At 34.9% G+C, this 17,344-nt stretch carries 14 protein-coding genes; all 14 read right to left on the reverse strand.

The window, feature by feature from the left end:
- Positions 1-26 precede the first annotated feature (26 nt).
- Positions 27-1,457 (reverse strand): HAMP domain-containing sensor histidine kinase, encoded by a 1,431-nt coding sequence (locus tag MKY90_RS26720; protein WP_201053694.1) that lies wholly within the window; start codon positions 1,455-1,457, stop codon positions 27-29.
- A gap of 11 nt (positions 1,458-1,468) precedes the next feature.
- Positions 1,469-2,140, reverse strand: a complete 672-nt coding sequence (locus tag MKY90_RS26725; RefSeq protein ID WP_060749215.1) for a response regulator transcription factor — start codon at positions 2,138-2,140, stop codon at positions 1,469-1,471.
- A gap of 123 nt (positions 2,141-2,263) precedes the next feature.
- Positions 2,264-3,208, reverse strand: coding sequence for a mannose-6-phosphate isomerase, class I (manA, locus tag MKY90_RS26730; protein ID WP_341092997.1), 945 nt, complete (start codon positions 3,206-3,208; stop codon positions 2,264-2,266).
- 17 nt (positions 3,209-3,225) lie between these two features.
- The gene (locus tag MKY90_RS26735) at positions 3,226-5,178 is read right to left on the reverse strand and encodes a PTS fructose transporter subunit IIABC (RefSeq protein ID WP_341092998.1); all 1,953 of its coding nucleotides are present in this window, start codon (positions 5,176-5,178) and stop codon (positions 3,226-3,228) included.
- A gap of 144 nt (positions 5,179-5,322) precedes the next feature.
- Positions 5,323-7,269 (reverse strand): BglG family transcription antiterminator, encoded by a 1,947-nt coding sequence (locus tag MKY90_RS26740; RefSeq protein ID WP_341093000.1) that lies wholly within the window; start codon positions 7,267-7,269, stop codon positions 5,323-5,325.
- A gap of 181 nt (positions 7,270-7,450) precedes the next feature.
- Positions 7,451-8,443 carry a UDP-glucose 4-epimerase GalE gene (gene galE, locus MKY90_RS26745; protein ID WP_341093002.1) on the reverse strand — a complete coding sequence of 331 codons (993 nt, stop codon included), beginning with the start codon at positions 8,441-8,443 and terminating at the stop codon, positions 7,451-7,453.
- Positions 8,444-8,535: 92 nt separating this feature from the next.
- Entirely contained in the window at positions 8,536-9,354 is an 819-nt protein-coding gene (locus MKY90_RS26750; protein ID WP_341093004.1) for an SGNH/GDSL hydrolase family protein, read from the reverse strand.
- A 98-nt stretch (positions 9,355-9,452) separates the two neighbouring features.
- Complete coding sequence (tagU, locus tag MKY90_RS26755) at positions 9,453-10,367, reverse strand: polyisoprenyl-teichoic acid--peptidoglycan teichoic acid transferase TagU (RefSeq protein WP_341093005.1); 915 nt, start codon at positions 10,365-10,367, stop codon at positions 9,453-9,455.
- Between the two features lie 103 nt (positions 10,368-10,470).
- Positions 10,471-11,415: a mannose-6-phosphate isomerase, class I gene (manA, locus tag MKY90_RS26760; RefSeq protein ID WP_341093008.1), complete on the reverse strand. Its 945-nt coding sequence runs from the start codon at positions 11,413-11,415 to the stop codon at positions 10,471-10,473.
- A gap of 31 nt (positions 11,416-11,446) precedes the next feature.
- A complete protein-coding gene (locus tag MKY90_RS26765; protein ID WP_341093011.1) occupies positions 11,447-12,514 on the reverse strand; it encodes a glycosyltransferase in 1,068 nt (355 codons plus the stop codon).
- 41 nt (positions 12,515-12,555) lie between these two features.
- On the reverse strand, positions 12,556-13,941 hold the full coding sequence (locus MKY90_RS26770) for a sugar phosphate nucleotidyltransferase (protein ID WP_341093013.1): 1,386 nt from the start codon (positions 13,939-13,941) through the stop codon (positions 12,556-12,558).
- A 47-nt stretch (positions 13,942-13,988) separates the two neighbouring features.
- On the reverse strand, positions 13,989-15,311 hold the full coding sequence (locus MKY90_RS26775; RefSeq protein WP_341093015.1) for a UDP-glucose dehydrogenase family protein: 1,323 nt from the start codon (positions 15,309-15,311) through the stop codon (positions 13,989-13,991).
- Between the two features lie 23 nt (positions 15,312-15,334).
- Positions 15,335-16,537 (reverse strand): glycosyltransferase, encoded by a 1,203-nt coding sequence (locus MKY90_RS26780; protein ID WP_341093017.1) that lies wholly within the window; start codon positions 16,535-16,537, stop codon positions 15,335-15,337.
- Entirely contained in the window at positions 16,537-17,292 is a 756-nt protein-coding gene (locus tag MKY90_RS26785; RefSeq protein ID WP_341093019.1) for a WecB/TagA/CpsF family glycosyltransferase, read from the reverse strand. Before MKY90_RS26785 ends, MKY90_RS26780 begins: the two co-directional genes overlap by 1 nt.
- Positions 17,293-17,344: the final 52 nt, after the last annotated feature.

A 17,344-nucleotide genomic window follows, 5' to 3' on the forward strand; every position in this document is an offset into this window, starting at 1 on the left:
TACCGCATAATTGTTTCATAAATGTATCATTTAACCGCTTTCAAGTTTTTTATGTCTTCCATCCGTCTCGGAAGTAAAAATGTAATGCATATTGTAGTCCCCATTTCTTCACTACTCTCAATTCGCATACTTCCGCCTTGCTTCTTCATAATCTCCTGACAAATGTATAAGCCATAGCCATTCCCGTAACTTGAAGGAAGCACCTTACCTTCCGGAGACTCATTCCATTCTGCAAGCACACCTTCATCCATACCAATACCATCATCATGAACAAAAACTTTCGCTTCCTGCTCATTTATAATTACATTCATACGAACTTGCGTAGCATCACTATATTTAATCGCATTATCAAGCACATTCAAGAAAATTTGCTTCGTCTTATCAAAATCCGCAACGACGTGTACTTCCGTTAACTCATTCATAACTTCAATTTCAAACTGCTGCAACCTCAGTTTCACAATCGAAACCGCTTCTTCTGCCAATTCTTTAATATTCACGACTGTAGGTGACACTTCAAACGTACTCTTCCCGTACTTTGAAGACTTAAGTAATTCCTCTACAAGTGATAATAGACGCTCACTTTCTACAGACACATAACGGAGGCTCTCCTGCACATCCTCCTTCGATTGTAACTTCGGAATTAAATCCACATAACCGATAATTGCCGTAAGTGGTGTTTTCAGCTCATGCGTAATGCGGTCCAAGAAATCTTTCTGTTTCTCTTTCTCTTCCTTCAGCTGCTTAATATGCAGCTCAATCCCATCAGCCATCGCATTAAAGGACGCTGAAAGCTGCGCAATTTCCACATACTCATTTAGCTCAATCTTACTTTCATAATCTCCATTCGCAAGCCGATATGCCATTTGCCTTAACTGATCAATTGGTTTATGGAGAGACTTCGCCAAACGAATCGCAAAGAAAATACCAGCAGCTACTAAACAAAGCGACGTTATTAAAAACGTCCAACTCACATTTGTTAAAACTTCCTTCTCATCCGTTAACTCATTTATAAAACGAATACTCCCAATGACATCGTTTCCATAATAAACCGGACTTGAAAACAAAAGAATTGGAGCTGGGTCTCCCTCCTCGAAAACATACGATTTCTTTCCCTTCAAAGAACTCTCAATATCAATATTCCGATGAAGTAACGCTCCTTTTTGTGTATCTGCAACAACATCTCCATTCTTCCCAATCATCTGCACCCGGACATCCATTCGCTTCGCTAAATACGAAGCAATTAAAAGCGAATTAGGACCTAACGTCTCCACTTCTGCTTCCTTCTCTAAATAATTCATCGTATAAATTTGCGCTTCCACACTTAACTTTTCTAAGGAATCTGCCGCATTATGATACACATTCTTCTCCAGTGCAATATAAACAACCGCATACAAAAGAACAAGAATTGGAATCAACAATCCAACTATTCCAAACACCATATTTCGTTTTAAAGACATATCATCACCTTTTAGCAATCAAGCTTATACCCCACACCATAAATTGTCTTAATATACTCCCCGCTCGTACCTAGTTTCTTTCGAAGCCTTTGCACCATAATATCAACCGCTCTCGTATTTCCGATATACTCAAACCCCCATACCTTCTCGAGTAGCTCATCTCTCATGAATACACGCTGCGGATTCGAAACAAACAACTGACATAAATTAAACTCTCGGTACGTTAACTGAATCTCCTGCCCACTCACATGAAGCTTTCGTTCCTTTGGACAAATAAGTAAATCACCAGCCCCAATCACCTCATGATTTAAAGGAACCTCCTTCTTCTTCACACGCCGCGCCATATTCTTCACCCGAAGAATAAGCTCCGCATAATTAAAAGGCTTCGTCACATAATCATCAGCTCCAAGCTGAAGACCAAGTAACTTATCATTCATCTGACTCTTCGCTGTCAACATAAGCACCGGAATATCACGCTCCTTCTCCCGGAATAAACGTAACAACTCATACCCATCCGTATCAGGAAGCATCACATCTAAAATAAGTACATCCGGCTGCTCATTCCATCTTTCTAAAGCTTCTCTCCCATCAGCGGCCGTCAATACTTCATACCCTTCCATCTCTAACTGCATCCGAATCAAATTACGAATACTCGATTCATCATCTACTACAAGTATTTTCATCATTCTCCTCCTTCCACCCTGTATTATAGTACAGTTTAGTATAGCAAAAATAAGACAAAAAAAGAGAGGGTATTGTCGAACATATTTTGTCGACGATACCCTTTCCTGTTATATATTTCTCTCTTACACGCTCGCAATAATAAATTCAGCACATCCTACAATCCTATATTCCCCAAAATTACTTGGTAATATGAAATGATCCCCTTGTTCAAACGAATATTTCTCATTACCATGTACCAACTCTCCTTTTCCATCTATTACACTTACGAGAAGAAATGGACTTTTTTGCGTCAAGTTAGCCACTCCGTCTAACTCCCATTTTCTCACTGAAAAATAAGAGCACTCAATAAACGTTGTTACATGTAAATCCTCTATTTTTTCATATTGAATAGTTCGTTGGTCTGAAACAAATGGTGTTTCTATCACTTCAATACTTTTCTCAAGATGCAGTTCACGTAATTCTCCCTCTGAATCTCTTCTATTATAATCGTATAATCGATAAGTAGTGTCAGAGTTTTGTTGCGTTTCTAATATTAAAATGCCTTCACCAATTGCATGAACAGTTCCGCTTGGAACAAAGAAGAAATCACCCGGCTTCACTTTTACATGTCGTAATAGCTTGTCCCATTCTCCTTGTTCAACCATATCTACTAGTTCATCCTTTGACTTTGCATGATGCCCATAAATAATCTCAGCATCCTCTTTGCAATCAATAACATACCAACATTCAGTTTTTCCTAACTCACCATTTTCGTTTATACGTGCATACTCATCATCTGGATGTACTTGGACAGATAAATCTCGATTTGCATCTAAGATTTTTGTAAGAAGAGGGAATCGATCCCCCTCCATATTTCCAAATAACTCTCGATGTTCATTCCATAATTGTCCTAAAGATAAACCTTTATATTTTCCTCTCTTCACTACACTTTGTCCGTTCTGATGTGCGGCAAATGCCCAACATTCACCCGTTTGTTCTGATGGTATTTCATATCCGAAAGAAGTTAATTTCGTACCACCCCATATTCTCTCTTTAAAAACGGGTGCAAAAAATAACGGTTCTGTCATGATTAAAATCCTCCATTTTATACGATGTCATCTAATAACTTATGTGCTTCTTCTTTCGTTTGGACAGATATTAATCTCTCTCTATAACTATCATCCATAAGTTTTCTTGAAAGCATTTGAAGAATCTTCAAATGTTCATTTCCTTCACTCTCTTTCGGAACTGCAATCATAAATATTAATTTTGCATCCGTTCCGTCTAAACTTTTCCAATCTACTCCCGATTGTTTAATTCCAAATACAACACTCGGTTTTTTTACTGCATCTGACTTCCCATGAGGAATCGCAATATTCATTCCAATTCCGGTAGTGCTCTCTGCTTCACGATTCATAATAGCTTGCTTAAATTCCGAATCAGAATGTAAAGCACCTACAGTATTTAATTTCCCAATCATTTCATCAATAATATCGTCACGTGTCTCTCCCGATAGGTTAATATCAATAAGCTCTAAACTTGTTATATCTGTTAACTTCTGAATTTCTACCTTTTCAGCTTTCTTTTCTATTACTTGCTCTTGAACTTCCGCTACTTCCTTCGTTGCTGAAACTTCTTTCATTTCTTTTGATTCTTGTATTTCTTCAACTTTTGAAATATCTTTCTTTAATACGTTCACAACGACTGCTGTTACAGTAGAACCTACAACAATAGCAACAAAGAACATAAATACGTTATCTACTGCTCCCAGTACAGCAACAATCGGACCACCATGTGCCACTCTATCCCCAACGTTACCAATCATCGCAATAACAGCACCTGTCATTGAACCAGCCATAATACTTGGAATAACACGCAATGGATCCTGCGCTGCAAAAGGAATAGCTCCTTCTGTAATACCGAATAAGCCCATCGTAAATGAGGCTTTCCCCATTTCCTTTTCTGACTCTTGGAACTTTCTCTTTCCTATAAATGTAGCAAGTCCCATCCCGATTGGTGGAATACAAATTGCCGCTGCAATCGGCCCCATAATTTCATAATTTCCTTCTCCAATCATTGCAGAACCAAATAAGAATGCTACTTTATTTACTGGACCACCCATATCGAATGAAATCATTGCACCTAAGATTAATGCTAAAAGAATTGAACTTGAACCTTGCATACCCGCTAACCAAGCCGTTAATGATTCAAATACTTGAGCTACAGGAGCACCGATAATAAATACAAATGCTAAACCAACAATAAGCGATGTAAATACCGGAATAATGATAATTGGCATAATTGGTTGAAGCGCTTTTGGTACTTTTAACTTTTTAATTCCTAAAGCTACATAACCAGCTAAGAAACCTGCGATAATTCCACCTAAGAAGCCGGCCCCACTCTCACTACCATAGAAACTTCCTGTTGCTGCGATATATCCGCCAATCATACCAGGAACAAGCCCAGGCTTATCAGCTATACTATAAGCAATATATCCAGCTAGAATTGGAACCATAAATGAAAATGAAGCTCCTCCTATTTGCTCAATTATTTTCCAAAAAGACCCTTCTGGTATTACTAAACCACCAGGAGTTTTCTCCCCACCAAGTGTTAATGCAATTGCAATTAATAATCCACCTACCACAATGAAAGGAACCATGAACGATACACCATTCATTAAATGGCGGTATATTGGATTTTGTCCTTTACCTTGTGAGTCATTTCCTTTTTCTTTCACATCCGAATGATAAACAGGAACATTACCATCTACTACTTTTTGTATTAACTCCTGTGGTTTACGAATACCGTCTTTAACTCCTACAACTAATAGCTTCTTACCTACGAATCTATCTTTACTTACTACGCGATCTGCAGCTATAATAATGCCATCCGCTTCACGAATCTCTTGCTCAGTAAGTTCATTTTCAACACCTATACCACCTTGTGTTTCAACTTTCATTTGAATTCCTAATTTATCCGCTGCTTTTTGTAAGTTTTCTGCAGCCATATAAGTATGGGCAATCCCATTTGGACACGATGTAATCGCTAGTACTTTCATTTTAATCCTCCTCAACCCTTATGTAAGCGCCTACAAATAATATATATCAATATTCGATTCATAAAAGTTTTGTTTTTTACCGTAACCTCCGGAAAAAACACTTTTTTACCGAAACAAACAAAAAAGTAAGGCTTCTCGCCTTACCTATTCATATCTCAAATGAGATAAAAATTTCATTATATTCGTTTCCTTTATAAGCTTCTGTACAAAAACAGGTTGCTCACTTATAAAAGATAACTCCTGAAATAGTTGTTTCGTAACTTCCTTTCCATCACTCTTAACCGCCAGCATAAATACGAGTGATACCTTCTCTACTCCCCAATCCAATGGTTCCTTAAGTGTAGCGACTGCAATTACTGACTGTTTAATAAACTTAGGATTCCCATGTGGGATGGCGACTCCTGCTCCAATTGTCGTTGCTGACATTCTATCTCTAGCAATTGCATTTTCAATATACTCTTTTTCTACATACCCTTTTTCATAAAGAGCTTTCGCTAAGCTTTCAATTAATTCATAACGATGTTCTACTTCTTGTTGTAGGAAGACCAGAAAAGGAGTCGTGTAATTCAATAACACAAAGTCCTTATTTTCATTAGAAGGCCGTTCATCTAACCTTTTCATAAAATCCTCTAATTTATTTTCTTCACCCTGCTCTAATAAAGGAGACACAACACAATGAGGAATCTTTAACCGTGGAAGATCAATCGTAGAAATTATGAGCTCTACCTTCTGATTTTTCATCAAATACTCTTCTAAGTCAGACTTTGCTATACAATCCATCACACGAACATACCGGAACTTCCTTTCAATTTTTGTCCGTAACAATTGCGACATCCCTATTCCCATGTGACAAACAATAATTATATTTTTCGATACCTTTTTATCACTTAAACGCTCCATCGCTGCCTGAAAATGCAAAGTAATATACGCAGCTTCTTCCTCAGGAATTTGTAAATCCAATAATTTATTTATATCATCCAACTCATGGATTAACATATCAAACATATACGGATACATTCGCTTAATTTCATGAAGCATTGGATTAGAAACAGAAAGATTATATTGCAAACGATTTAATGTCGTATACAAGTGCATCTGTAATCCTTCTAATAAAAATGTATCCCTCTCGAAATCGATTTCATTTAAACTAGACATGCGCTCTATTAAATGCGATACAACTTGCGAAAGCACAGGACTGCTCACATTAAGCTTATTTCTTTCCCATTCATCTTGATAGCGAAATTTCCCGCCTAAAATATGAATCGCTAAATAAGCTACCTCCGCCTCAGTAAAATGGACCGTAAATACAAACTCTAGCCTTGTTAAAAAATCTAAAGTCCATCCGTATTCTTTCGTCTCTCGTACAATTTCCAAATCCTCTTTAGGCATTGAAATTGGTTGTTTTAACTTCATTCTTCGCACCATAATCAATGTATGTAATAAAAGATTTTCTAACGTATCATCTGTAAAAAATGTAGAATATCTCTTTTGTAACGCTTTCAATTCAGTCATTACAAATTCAATTTCATGATACAAAAACTGCTTTTTAATAAATTGGTTCATTAATTCCTGACTATGAATTAAATCCGATAGTTTAGCTAACGCTTTCCTCTTACTTCTCTCATCTCCTTCTATTGTTAATCCTACTCTTTGCTTTGAAATTAACTCTAATTCCAGTTCCTCAAGCCACTTTTCAATTTTATCTAAATCCTTCTTAATCGTGGCTCGATTGACAAAATATCGCATGGCAAGCTCCTGTACCGTAACCGTTTTGACACTCATCAACAAGCTATATGCAATTTGCAATACTCTCTCTTCATCTGATTCATAGCTTATATCCTGCCTTACAGCATACAGCCTATTAAATAAATCCACCTTATCATAATCGTTAATCTCTAAATGCACTCCTAAGCCCGGTTTCCGAATAAGAACTGCATCTGAATGCCTTTCTAAATACTCCTCAATCACTTTAAAATCATTGCGGATCGTCTTCTCAGAACAGCCTATCCGATCAGCAAGCTCCTGCACTAACAAATACTCATTAGGCTCAGATAATAAAACATGTAAAATTTCCTGTTGCCTTTTATTCATCTGCTTCACCTGTCTCTTCTATCCTTTACAAACAGCATGTTACTAACTTAGTGCATTTATCATAACATATTGGTAGATTCGTGAATCGTTTGATTGAATTGTTTGGAATTTGTTCATTTTTATATACATAAAAAAACCTCAAAAGTAGTCAAAAAACTACTTTTGAGGTTTTTAAAAATTATTATTTCTCATACCCATTAGGTTTCTTCTGATGCCAATCCCACGCATGCTCGATAATTGTCTTCACATTTACATACTCAGGATTCCATCCTAACTTCTCTTTCGCCTTTTGAGAAGAAGCTACTAAGCGTGCTGGATCTCCCGCACGGCGTGGTGCCATCTCAGCTGGAATCTCATGATTCGTAACTTCACGAACTGCATCAACGATTTCTTTTACACTGAAACCATTACCATTTCCTAAGTTGTAGAAATCACTTTCTCCGCCATTTTGCAGATCCTTAAGCCCTAAGAAATGAGCCGCGACTAAATCTTCAACATGAATATAATCACGGATACAAGTACCATCTGGCGTATTATAATCATCACCAAACATCATAATCTTCTCACGTTGACCTAACGCCACTTGTAAAACAAGCGGAATTAAATGTGTCTCTGGACGGTGATCTTCCCCAATAATACCACTTGGAGTTGCACCAGCCACATTAAAGTATCTGAAAATCTTATATCTTAAATTTGAAGCTTGGCTATACCAATGAAGCATCTTCTCAATCGCTAACTTCGTCTCTCCGTACGTATTCGTCGGATTTGTCATCGTTTCCTCAGTAATAAGGTCTACATCTACCTCGCCATAAGTTGCCGCAGTAGAAGAGAAAATAAACTTATCTACTTTAAACTCGTCCATTACTTCAAGCAAGCAAAGTGCACCGTACACATTGTTATTATAATATTGAAGAGGCTTCTCCATACTAACTCCAACTAAAGAATCAGCCGCAAAATGCATAACCGCCTCGATACTTTCTTGTTTAAAAACATCTCTTAAAAATGCTTTATCACGAAGGTCACCATTATAAAACTTCGCACCTTCCGTAATCGCATCTTCATGACCAGTTTGTAAATTATCTACTACTACTACAGATAAACCTTCATCAACTAGTTTTTTAACAGCGTGAGAACCGATATAGCCCGCTCCACCGCAGATTAAAATTGAGTTCATTGTTTGCCTCCTACATATATACTAGGATTTCTTAATTACTTTCTTATTATAAAAGGTATATGATTGCTCGTATACCTTTTATACCTCATTCATTACTTAGCTACAAAATAATCCGTTACATATTGTGCCCAAACTTCATGTCCTTTAGCACTTGGGAAACCGAATTCTTCTGTTAAATATGGCAGGATAGCCTTCGTTGCTGCATCAGGCCATGCTCCCCAATGATCAACATATGTATAACCATTTTGCGTCGCAAATTGTTTTAAAGCTTCAATCGCTTTCGGATAATTCTTCGCACCATACACTGGGTTTGATGGTTGAATCATAATTGTAGCGCCTTTTGCACTAGTAGAAAGTGCTTGCACAAACTTCTGTGTACTCGCTACAGAATTTCCATTACCAGTTTTTCCGTTATCAGTAATAAATGGTGGCTCAAATAAAATTACATCTGGATTTTCTTTAGCAATCTCTTTATCGCGTTTATTCGCGATTAATTCCTCTGTACTTTCACCCTTATATTCCTTTACCGTCACATTCCATAAACCTTTACCGTAAGCAGTCTCTAAATTAGCCGTTAACTTAGCTGCCCAAGTATCTTTTTCAGATGAAGAAGCTTCATCACCAACAATAACAAGATTTACTGCCTTTTTATCCTCAGCAGCTTTCTTCAACTTCTCTTTCACTTCATCTGGTAAATTCTTCGCATATGCTTCATTAAAAGATAACTTCGCATCTTGTTTTTTCTCTGTTTTCTTCGCTCCACTATCTTTCACTTCAGACTTCGTTTTCGTTACTTCACTCGTCTGCCCTGTCGCATTCGCAATTTTCTTATTCCAGTACAATTTGCCGCTCACAACCGAAGCGACAAACAATACAAAAATAAATAGGACAAGTACTGCCTTCTTATTCATCGATTCACCTCATCTATTAATCTCACAACATATAATACTAATATAAATTTACGCAAAAATAAACCCAACTCCTACCAAAGGAATTGGGTTATCACATATTACTTAGTCACTTCAAGATGCGCTCTTAACTTATTCGTTATATCTTGTTTTGCTGCTTCTGGAACATAGTAGTACCAAATGCCATCAGCGGCTTTGTGACCGTCACCTGGGATTTGGATTTCTTCACTGTTTTGCATGCAATCTTTATAGTTCTTTTGAATATCAAACATTTGATCTTGAGTTAAACTTGTTTTTACGTTTTTCTCAATTGCTTTTAATACGTCACCATAGCTTGCTAGTGACGATACGCTTGCACCTTTTTTAATTACTGCCTGGATAACTTGACGTTGGCGCATTTGACGGCCGAAGTCACCACGTGGATCTTCGTAACGCATACGAGTATACTTTAATGCTGTTTCACCATTTAAATGGATGTTACCTTTAGTAAAATGTTGATCCCTTGATGTAAACTCCAAATCGTTATTTACATCAACACCACCAACAGCATCTACAATATCTCTAAATCCAGCCATATTTACTTCAATGTAATGATCGACTGGTACATTAAGAAAATTCTCTACTGTTTTTACAGACATATCAATGCCACCAAAAGCATAGGCATGGTTGATCTTATCTTTTTTACCTTTCCCTACAATCTCCGTATAAGAGTCTCGTGGGATACTTGTAATTTTCATAGATTTTGTTTTTGGGTTTAAGGTAAATAACATAAGTGAATCGGATCTACCTGCTCCGTTATCCTCTTGATCTACACCCATCAATAAAATAGATATAGGTTTATTATCCGCAATGTCTACCTTCTTATCTCGTTTGTCAGACTTATCCCGATCCAAAGGCTTATGCACTGATTCTAATGTGTTTGATACATTAGAATACACATAGTATGCATATGCTCCTCCTGCGATTACCAGAAAACCTACTATGCCTAAAATCCAAAACAAAATTTTCTTTTTCATATTTTTTACCTTCTTTATCAATATTTATAAATAACGCAATGATTTTACACTACCCCATTATACTACCTTAAGACTGACTAAAAATAAAAGAAAATTAATTACTCTACGAATGAGATACAATAGCGGTAATGTTTCCTTTTATAATAAAATTTTCTATTATTATTGGTAAAATAAAGTGATCACCTTTTTTAATAGAAAAAGTACCGTCAATCGTAGTTAATTCCCCATCGCCTTCAATTACACTTACTAATTGAAAACGGTTCTTTTGTTGAAATGACGCCTCATCTTTAATTTCCCATTTATATACTGAGAAATATTTTTCTTTAACATACGTTGTAATTAGAGCACCATTTTCTTTCTTAGTTTCTGGATGTACTTGATAATCTTCATGCGGAATATTTGAAACTTGGATTGCCTTCTCTAAATGAAGTTCACGTTTGTTACCATTCGCATCTATTCGATCATAATCGTATACTCTATATGTAGTATCCGAACTTTGTTGCGTTTCTAATACTACTGTCCCCTCACAAAGAGCATGGATAGTTCCACTTGGTACATAAAAGAAATCGCCTGGTTTAATAGAAACTTTACGAAGTAAACCCTCCCAGTTCCCCTCTTTAATCATCTCTTCAAAGTCTAATTTCGTATAAGCAGTATGACCATATACCAGTTGAGCATCTTCTTCACAATCAATAATATACCAACATTCTGTTTTCCCAAGCTCTCCATTCTCATAAACTTTTGCAAATTCATCATCTGGATGTACTTGTACAGACAAGTCTTTGTTGGCATCCAGTACTTTTGTTAATAAAGGAAATTTATTGGGTAAATCTTCTCCAAATAAATGCTTCTCATTCTTCCATAATTGTTCCAGAGTTTTCCCTATATAAGGTCCCTCTTTTACAATACTCATTCCATTTGAATGTGCTGAAATCCCCCAGCATTCTCCAATTAATTCAGAAGATAAATCATAATTAAATTTTTCTAATGATTTCCCTCCCCAAATCCTTTCTTGGAGAACCGGTTGTAAAAATAATGGTGATTTCATTCTTGTATAAAACCTACTTTCCTACTAAAAATTACGATATAACAAATCCAAAAATATGAGATATAATATCATGAACCTCATTTTGATATATAGAATTCCCGGTATCCATGTACCTTCCAATATCTATACTCTGCAACTCTTCCCAAGTAATTAAGTTACATAAATTATTATCTTTTAAAAATTGGATCGTGTTTTGATCCTCACTCATACCTTTTCTATCAATGATTAATAGCGGTTTATTTTGAAGAATCGCTTCACTAACAGTACCCCACCCTGCTTTTGAAATAATATAATCTGCAGCTGCTACATAATTTTGTGATTCTGTATAGTTTTCTGAAATTTTATGCACATTTTTATGCTCAATCTTCATATTATGAGAAACAATAAAAACATATCTTTCATCATCCCAAATCGGTAATTCTGTAATATCTCCTATATCAATTTTCATTCCAATTGGCATAAAAATAATTTGTTTCTCCCCTGTCGGATTTAACTTCTGCTCAAGCCTCTTTACTTCTAACGGGTTAACTGTTCTACTATAGAAATTAAAAGCAGCTGTATTTAATCTAGCCCAATTACTTTCATTACTTCCAGCTAATGCATAAAAATAATCCATTTTTTTATACATATTTTTAAACACTTGAAGCAAATTATCTGGAACCACATTCTTATAAGCCGTATACCACGTAAAATTTGAAATCCCTATAGATGGCACTTCTAACTTATCTGCTACTTCAAAAGCAATTGGTGAAATGTCAGAAACAATGCAATCAATAGAAAAAGCACTTAAAAAAGCAAGTTCCCTATTAATTTTTTGAGGTAACTTCTCACAAAACTCTTTATATGACTGTTCCAATTTTTCTTTATCTAAATCCAATGAATGCTCTTTTAGAATAAATCCAACATCAGTCTCCACATCATGGAAAATAACCTTATCCCCATACTCAGTTAATGATGTGCGAATAAATTGCAATGCAAATGAGTTACAAATAATAATCTGTACATCTTTTCTTACACTCAATATTTCTCTAATCAGTGCGATACATCTTGTCGCATGTCCAAATCCATATTCTGAAATATAAAAAACAACTGTTTTCATAAATTTATCCTTAAAAAATAACAGCTAGAATACACTAGCTGTTACATAATTACTTGTGCTTGTGATTGATAATAATGCTTCAAAATATCGTCCCATTTTGTATACAGGCGAACAAAATCTGTATTTACTACTTCTTTCCCCGTTTGTACTTCAATAAATTCTAGTTCACTTAATGCGCGAATAGCATGCTTTTTACCAGCTGGAATATGTACAATATCACCTGCTTTTACACGACGAATATGATCTTCTAAAATAAGTTCTCCTTCACCGCGAATAATTGTCCATACTTCGTTCCGTAAATTATGGTAATGATAAGTAGAATTTTGATTTTCTTCTATACAAATTCTCTTCGTTACCATCTCTTCATTTTCATATTTGGCGTAATCTAACACTTTAGACCATCCCCAAATGCGTTCTTCGTACATCGGTGGTTGATCGAATGAGCCAATTAGATCCTTAATTTTTGGACTAGAAGCTTTATCTGAAACTAAAATACCATCTGGACTCGCTGCAACAACAACATCGGAAAGACCCACAACTGTTACCGGAACTTCTAATTCATTTACTACATGTGTATTGTGAGAATCCTCACTAATTACGCCTTTACCAATTTGGGTTGTAGCCATTTCTTCCGTTAATGTATTCCACGTCCCTAAGTCTTTCCAATATCCACTGTAAGGTAAGGCAACAATGTGATTTGCCTTTTCTACAACTTCATAATCAAAACTAATTTTCGGTAAATCACTATAATGTTTAGATAAATCATGATATAAAATTGGAAGATTCTTCTCTTCTAAAATATTAATTAAATAACGTAACTTGAAGGCAAATATGCCGCAATTCCATAAAGCCTTTTGTTTAATTAGTGTTTCTGCCTTTTCTTCACTTGGTTTTTCAGTGAAACGTGATACGTTAAAATGTTCTTGTAAACCCGCTTCTCCTGTCGGTACAATATAACCATACTTAGACGATGGATATGTTGGTTCAACCCCCATAAGAGCTAAATCAGCATTAGAATTTTGTAATGCCGCCTCTAAATCTTTAACTCTTTCAAAAAAGCTATCTTCGACGTAAGGATCTACTGGCAATACAATAACTGTTTCATCTAAATTTGTATGTTGTTCAGAGAATAGAAATGCACTAGCAAGAGCAATTGCCGGGAATGTATCTCTACGCTCCGGTTCAACAATTAATGGAATGTTCATTCCTAACTGGTTATGAATCATCTCTGTTTGTGTTTTTGACGTAGCAATAACTGCAGATTCCTTTAAACCAACTGACTCTATTTGTCCCCATACACGTTGCACCATTGATTGCCGAGTACCTTCTTCACTTTCTAACACTTTTAGAAACTGCTTAGAACGAGTATCATTTGATAATGGCCATAAACGTTTTCCAGATCCACCTGATAACAAAATTAACTTCAATATTCTATCTCCTTTTTGTTAAAAACTGATTATCTTGACAAGATTAATTAAACTAACTGCCCAATATTTTGGACATTACTACGCCCTATTGAATAATAATCTATCTCATGCTTACTTACTTCTTTTAAATCAAAGCAATTGCGCCCATCAAATACAATTGGATTTTTCATAAGCTTAGCAAACAAGCCCAAATCTAACTCTTTCACTTCCTGCCACTCTGTTACAATGAAAACTAAATCCTTATCTAATAAAGCCTCTTGTAATTCTGTTGTAAATTCAACTGTTCCAGGAAGTAGCTTTTTAGCATTTTCAATTGCTACTGGATCATATGCCGTTACTTCCGCTCCTTCACCAAGTAACTCTTTAATAATAACAACTGAAGCTGCTTCACGCATATCATCTGTGTTTGGTTTAAATGCTAATCCAAGTACAGCAACTTTTTTATCCCGTAATGATCCAAATTTCAACTGCGCAGCCTTAACCAACTTATGTTGTTGCTTATTGTTCACTTCAACAACAGCTTTTAAAAGCGTAAAATCAAGATCTACGTTAGATGCGATTTTCGTTAACGCTTTTGTATCTTTTGGAAAACATGATCCACCGTAACCGATTCCAGCTTTTAAAAACATAGAACCAATGCGTTGATCTAACCCCATACCATGAGCCACATCCTCAATATTTGCTCCCGCTTTCTCACAAATATTTGCAATCTCATTTATAAAACTGATTTTAGTTGCTAAAAATGCATTAGATGCATATTTGATCATTTCTGCACTACGAATATCTGTCTTATAAACAGGAATACCAAACGGTTTATTAATTTCTTCAATAACATTTGCTGCTTCTACACTATCAGAACCCACTACAATACGATCTCCATTAAATGTATCGTATACAGAAGAACCCTCTCTTAAAAACTCTGGATTAGACACAACTTCAACTTTAATATTTTTATTAAGGTTCTCTGAAATTATTTGTTTTATATAATGATTCGTTCCAACCGGAACTGTACTTTTGGTTACAACAATAATGTCATGCTGTACGTTTTGTGCAATATCCTTTGCAACTTGCTCAATGTAAGACAAATCTGCCGATCCATCTTCCTTCTCCGGCGTACCTACCGCAATATAGATTACTTGTGCATTTCTAAATCCGTCTTGATGGCTTGTCGTAAAAAAGAGCCTATTCTCTTCAATATTTTGAAGCATAAGCTCTTCTAATCCTGGCTCATATATAGGAGAAATTCCTTTTTTCATACTTTCCACTTTTTTTTCATCAATATCAATACATGTAACTTTGTGCCCAATATGAGATAATGCTACCCCCGTAACTAAGCCAACATATCCAGTTCCCATTACTATAATTTCCATAGCTTTCACCTTCTAAATTTAATCTATTTTTTTAAAATTTTTTTATTTATTTTCTTCATAATACCTCTTATATTCTGAAGAATTATTTGTTTGTTAAAAGAAAATAATAATGTTTTTTGTATATTTATCCCTAAATAAAAATAGTCAATTAAATTAATTACATGATTACCATTACTTACTTTTTTATTTTTTTGTGTAGTATCATATAAGAAAATATTATACCCTTTTAAATTTTCTATAACATTTAATTCAATAGGCCTAAACGAAAGATCATATGACTCAAGTTCTACATAATTCAATTTCTTAGTGGTTAATATATACCTACTATACTTCTCTTTAGTCCCATATAAATCTATAGTCAATTCTGAATTGCCAATACCATCAATATATTTTTTTAAATACATATTTTCACAAAACACATCATAGACAGCTTCTGATTCCTCGAATTTACAAAACGTATAAATCTTCTCTGTATCTCGACTCAAGGTCACTTGGAATGTTGTGTTTTTTTTCCAAAAATGTTGTCCAATATCTCCAAAGTTAGTGCTTAAAGATCTATATGGATATACAAAATATTTATTTTTCTCCACCATATATCTTATAAAATATTTTTTCCAGGAAGTCTCAGGCCATTTGACTACATTTTTAGGGATTTCCGCTTCATTATTATAAGAATTATTATTATACCAATTTATAAACTGCTCCCATTGGTATGGAGTCCACAATTGTCCCCAAGAAGATGGTAATTGCATAAAATATGCATCTGCTCCATTTGAATCCTGAATAGGTTCAAATGGCAATCCTGCCGTCTCATTAAAATTTTGTGAATAAAGTGATATCCCTGCAATATTTTCATCATTTTTATAATATAACATCGCTTGCATCGCATAATTTAAAAAATCTGGTGCTACATATATATCGTCTTCTAGCAATATTATATTACCATATTTTTGAGTTAAATCCCCACAATATAGGATATGCTTCCTTAAACCTAAATTTTCCTTATGGCTTATAATTACCTTTTCTCCATAAATCCATTTAAAATTCTCGGCAATATCTACAACTTCATTACATCCAGAATAATCAATACTTATAACTAATCGAACTCTTTCTTTCAAATAATTAGCTTTAACCAAAGAATTTAACACTCTCTCTAAAGAATTCGGTCGGTTAAATGCTGTAACTACTATAGTTATCTCGTCAGCAAAAGGTCGTTCATCTTTCATTACTGCACCTTCTTATTTTTTTTAAAACCTGTACTTAATATATAATAAATAAATTTCGAATTATAGATGGCATATCTTCTCCATAACCTCTTGGGATCCTGCATTAATCTATATAACCACTCTAAACATAACTTTTGCATTATTATAGGGGCTCTTTCAATATTTCCTGCATGATAATCGAAACCTGCTCCTACTCCAATCATTAGTGAATTTATACTGTTTCTATGCTCATACATCCAAATTTCTTGCTTAGGTGCGCCTAGCCCTACCCATACAAAATCCGGATTTTTCATATTAATCTCCTCAATGATTCGTTCATCTTCCTCTTTAGTTAGTTGTCTAAACGGTGGAGAATACAAACCGACAATCTTCAAATAAGGATATTTTCTCTGTAATTCAGCTACTAACTTATCTAAAGTTGCTTTTGTGCTACCATAAAAATAATGTGTTAATCCTCTTTCTTCCGATGTTTTAAATATTTCCTCCATTAAATCTGGACCTGTTATTCTTTCAGCATCCTTATAACCATTCATTTTACTAACTATTTGCAAAGGTTTTCCATCTGCCAAAGTATATAATGAACCATTTTGTATTTTCATATATTCACAATCTTCATATGCCATAACTGTAGTATGAACATTAGAAATACATATATATTGACCTTTAATATTTTTTATATTCTCACGTAAAAAATACGTAATGTTCTTTATATCTGAAACAGCTACTTCTACATCTAGTATTTTACATTTTTTCAATTTAATCCCTCATAATCAAAAGATATTATTCAAATTGCTCTGTTAATTAATA

The sequence above is a fragment of the Bacillus sp. FSL P2-0099 genome (assembly GCF_038007445.1).
Lineage (GTDB): Bacteria > Bacillota > Bacilli > Bacillales > Bacillaceae_G > Bacillus_A > Bacillus_A mycoides.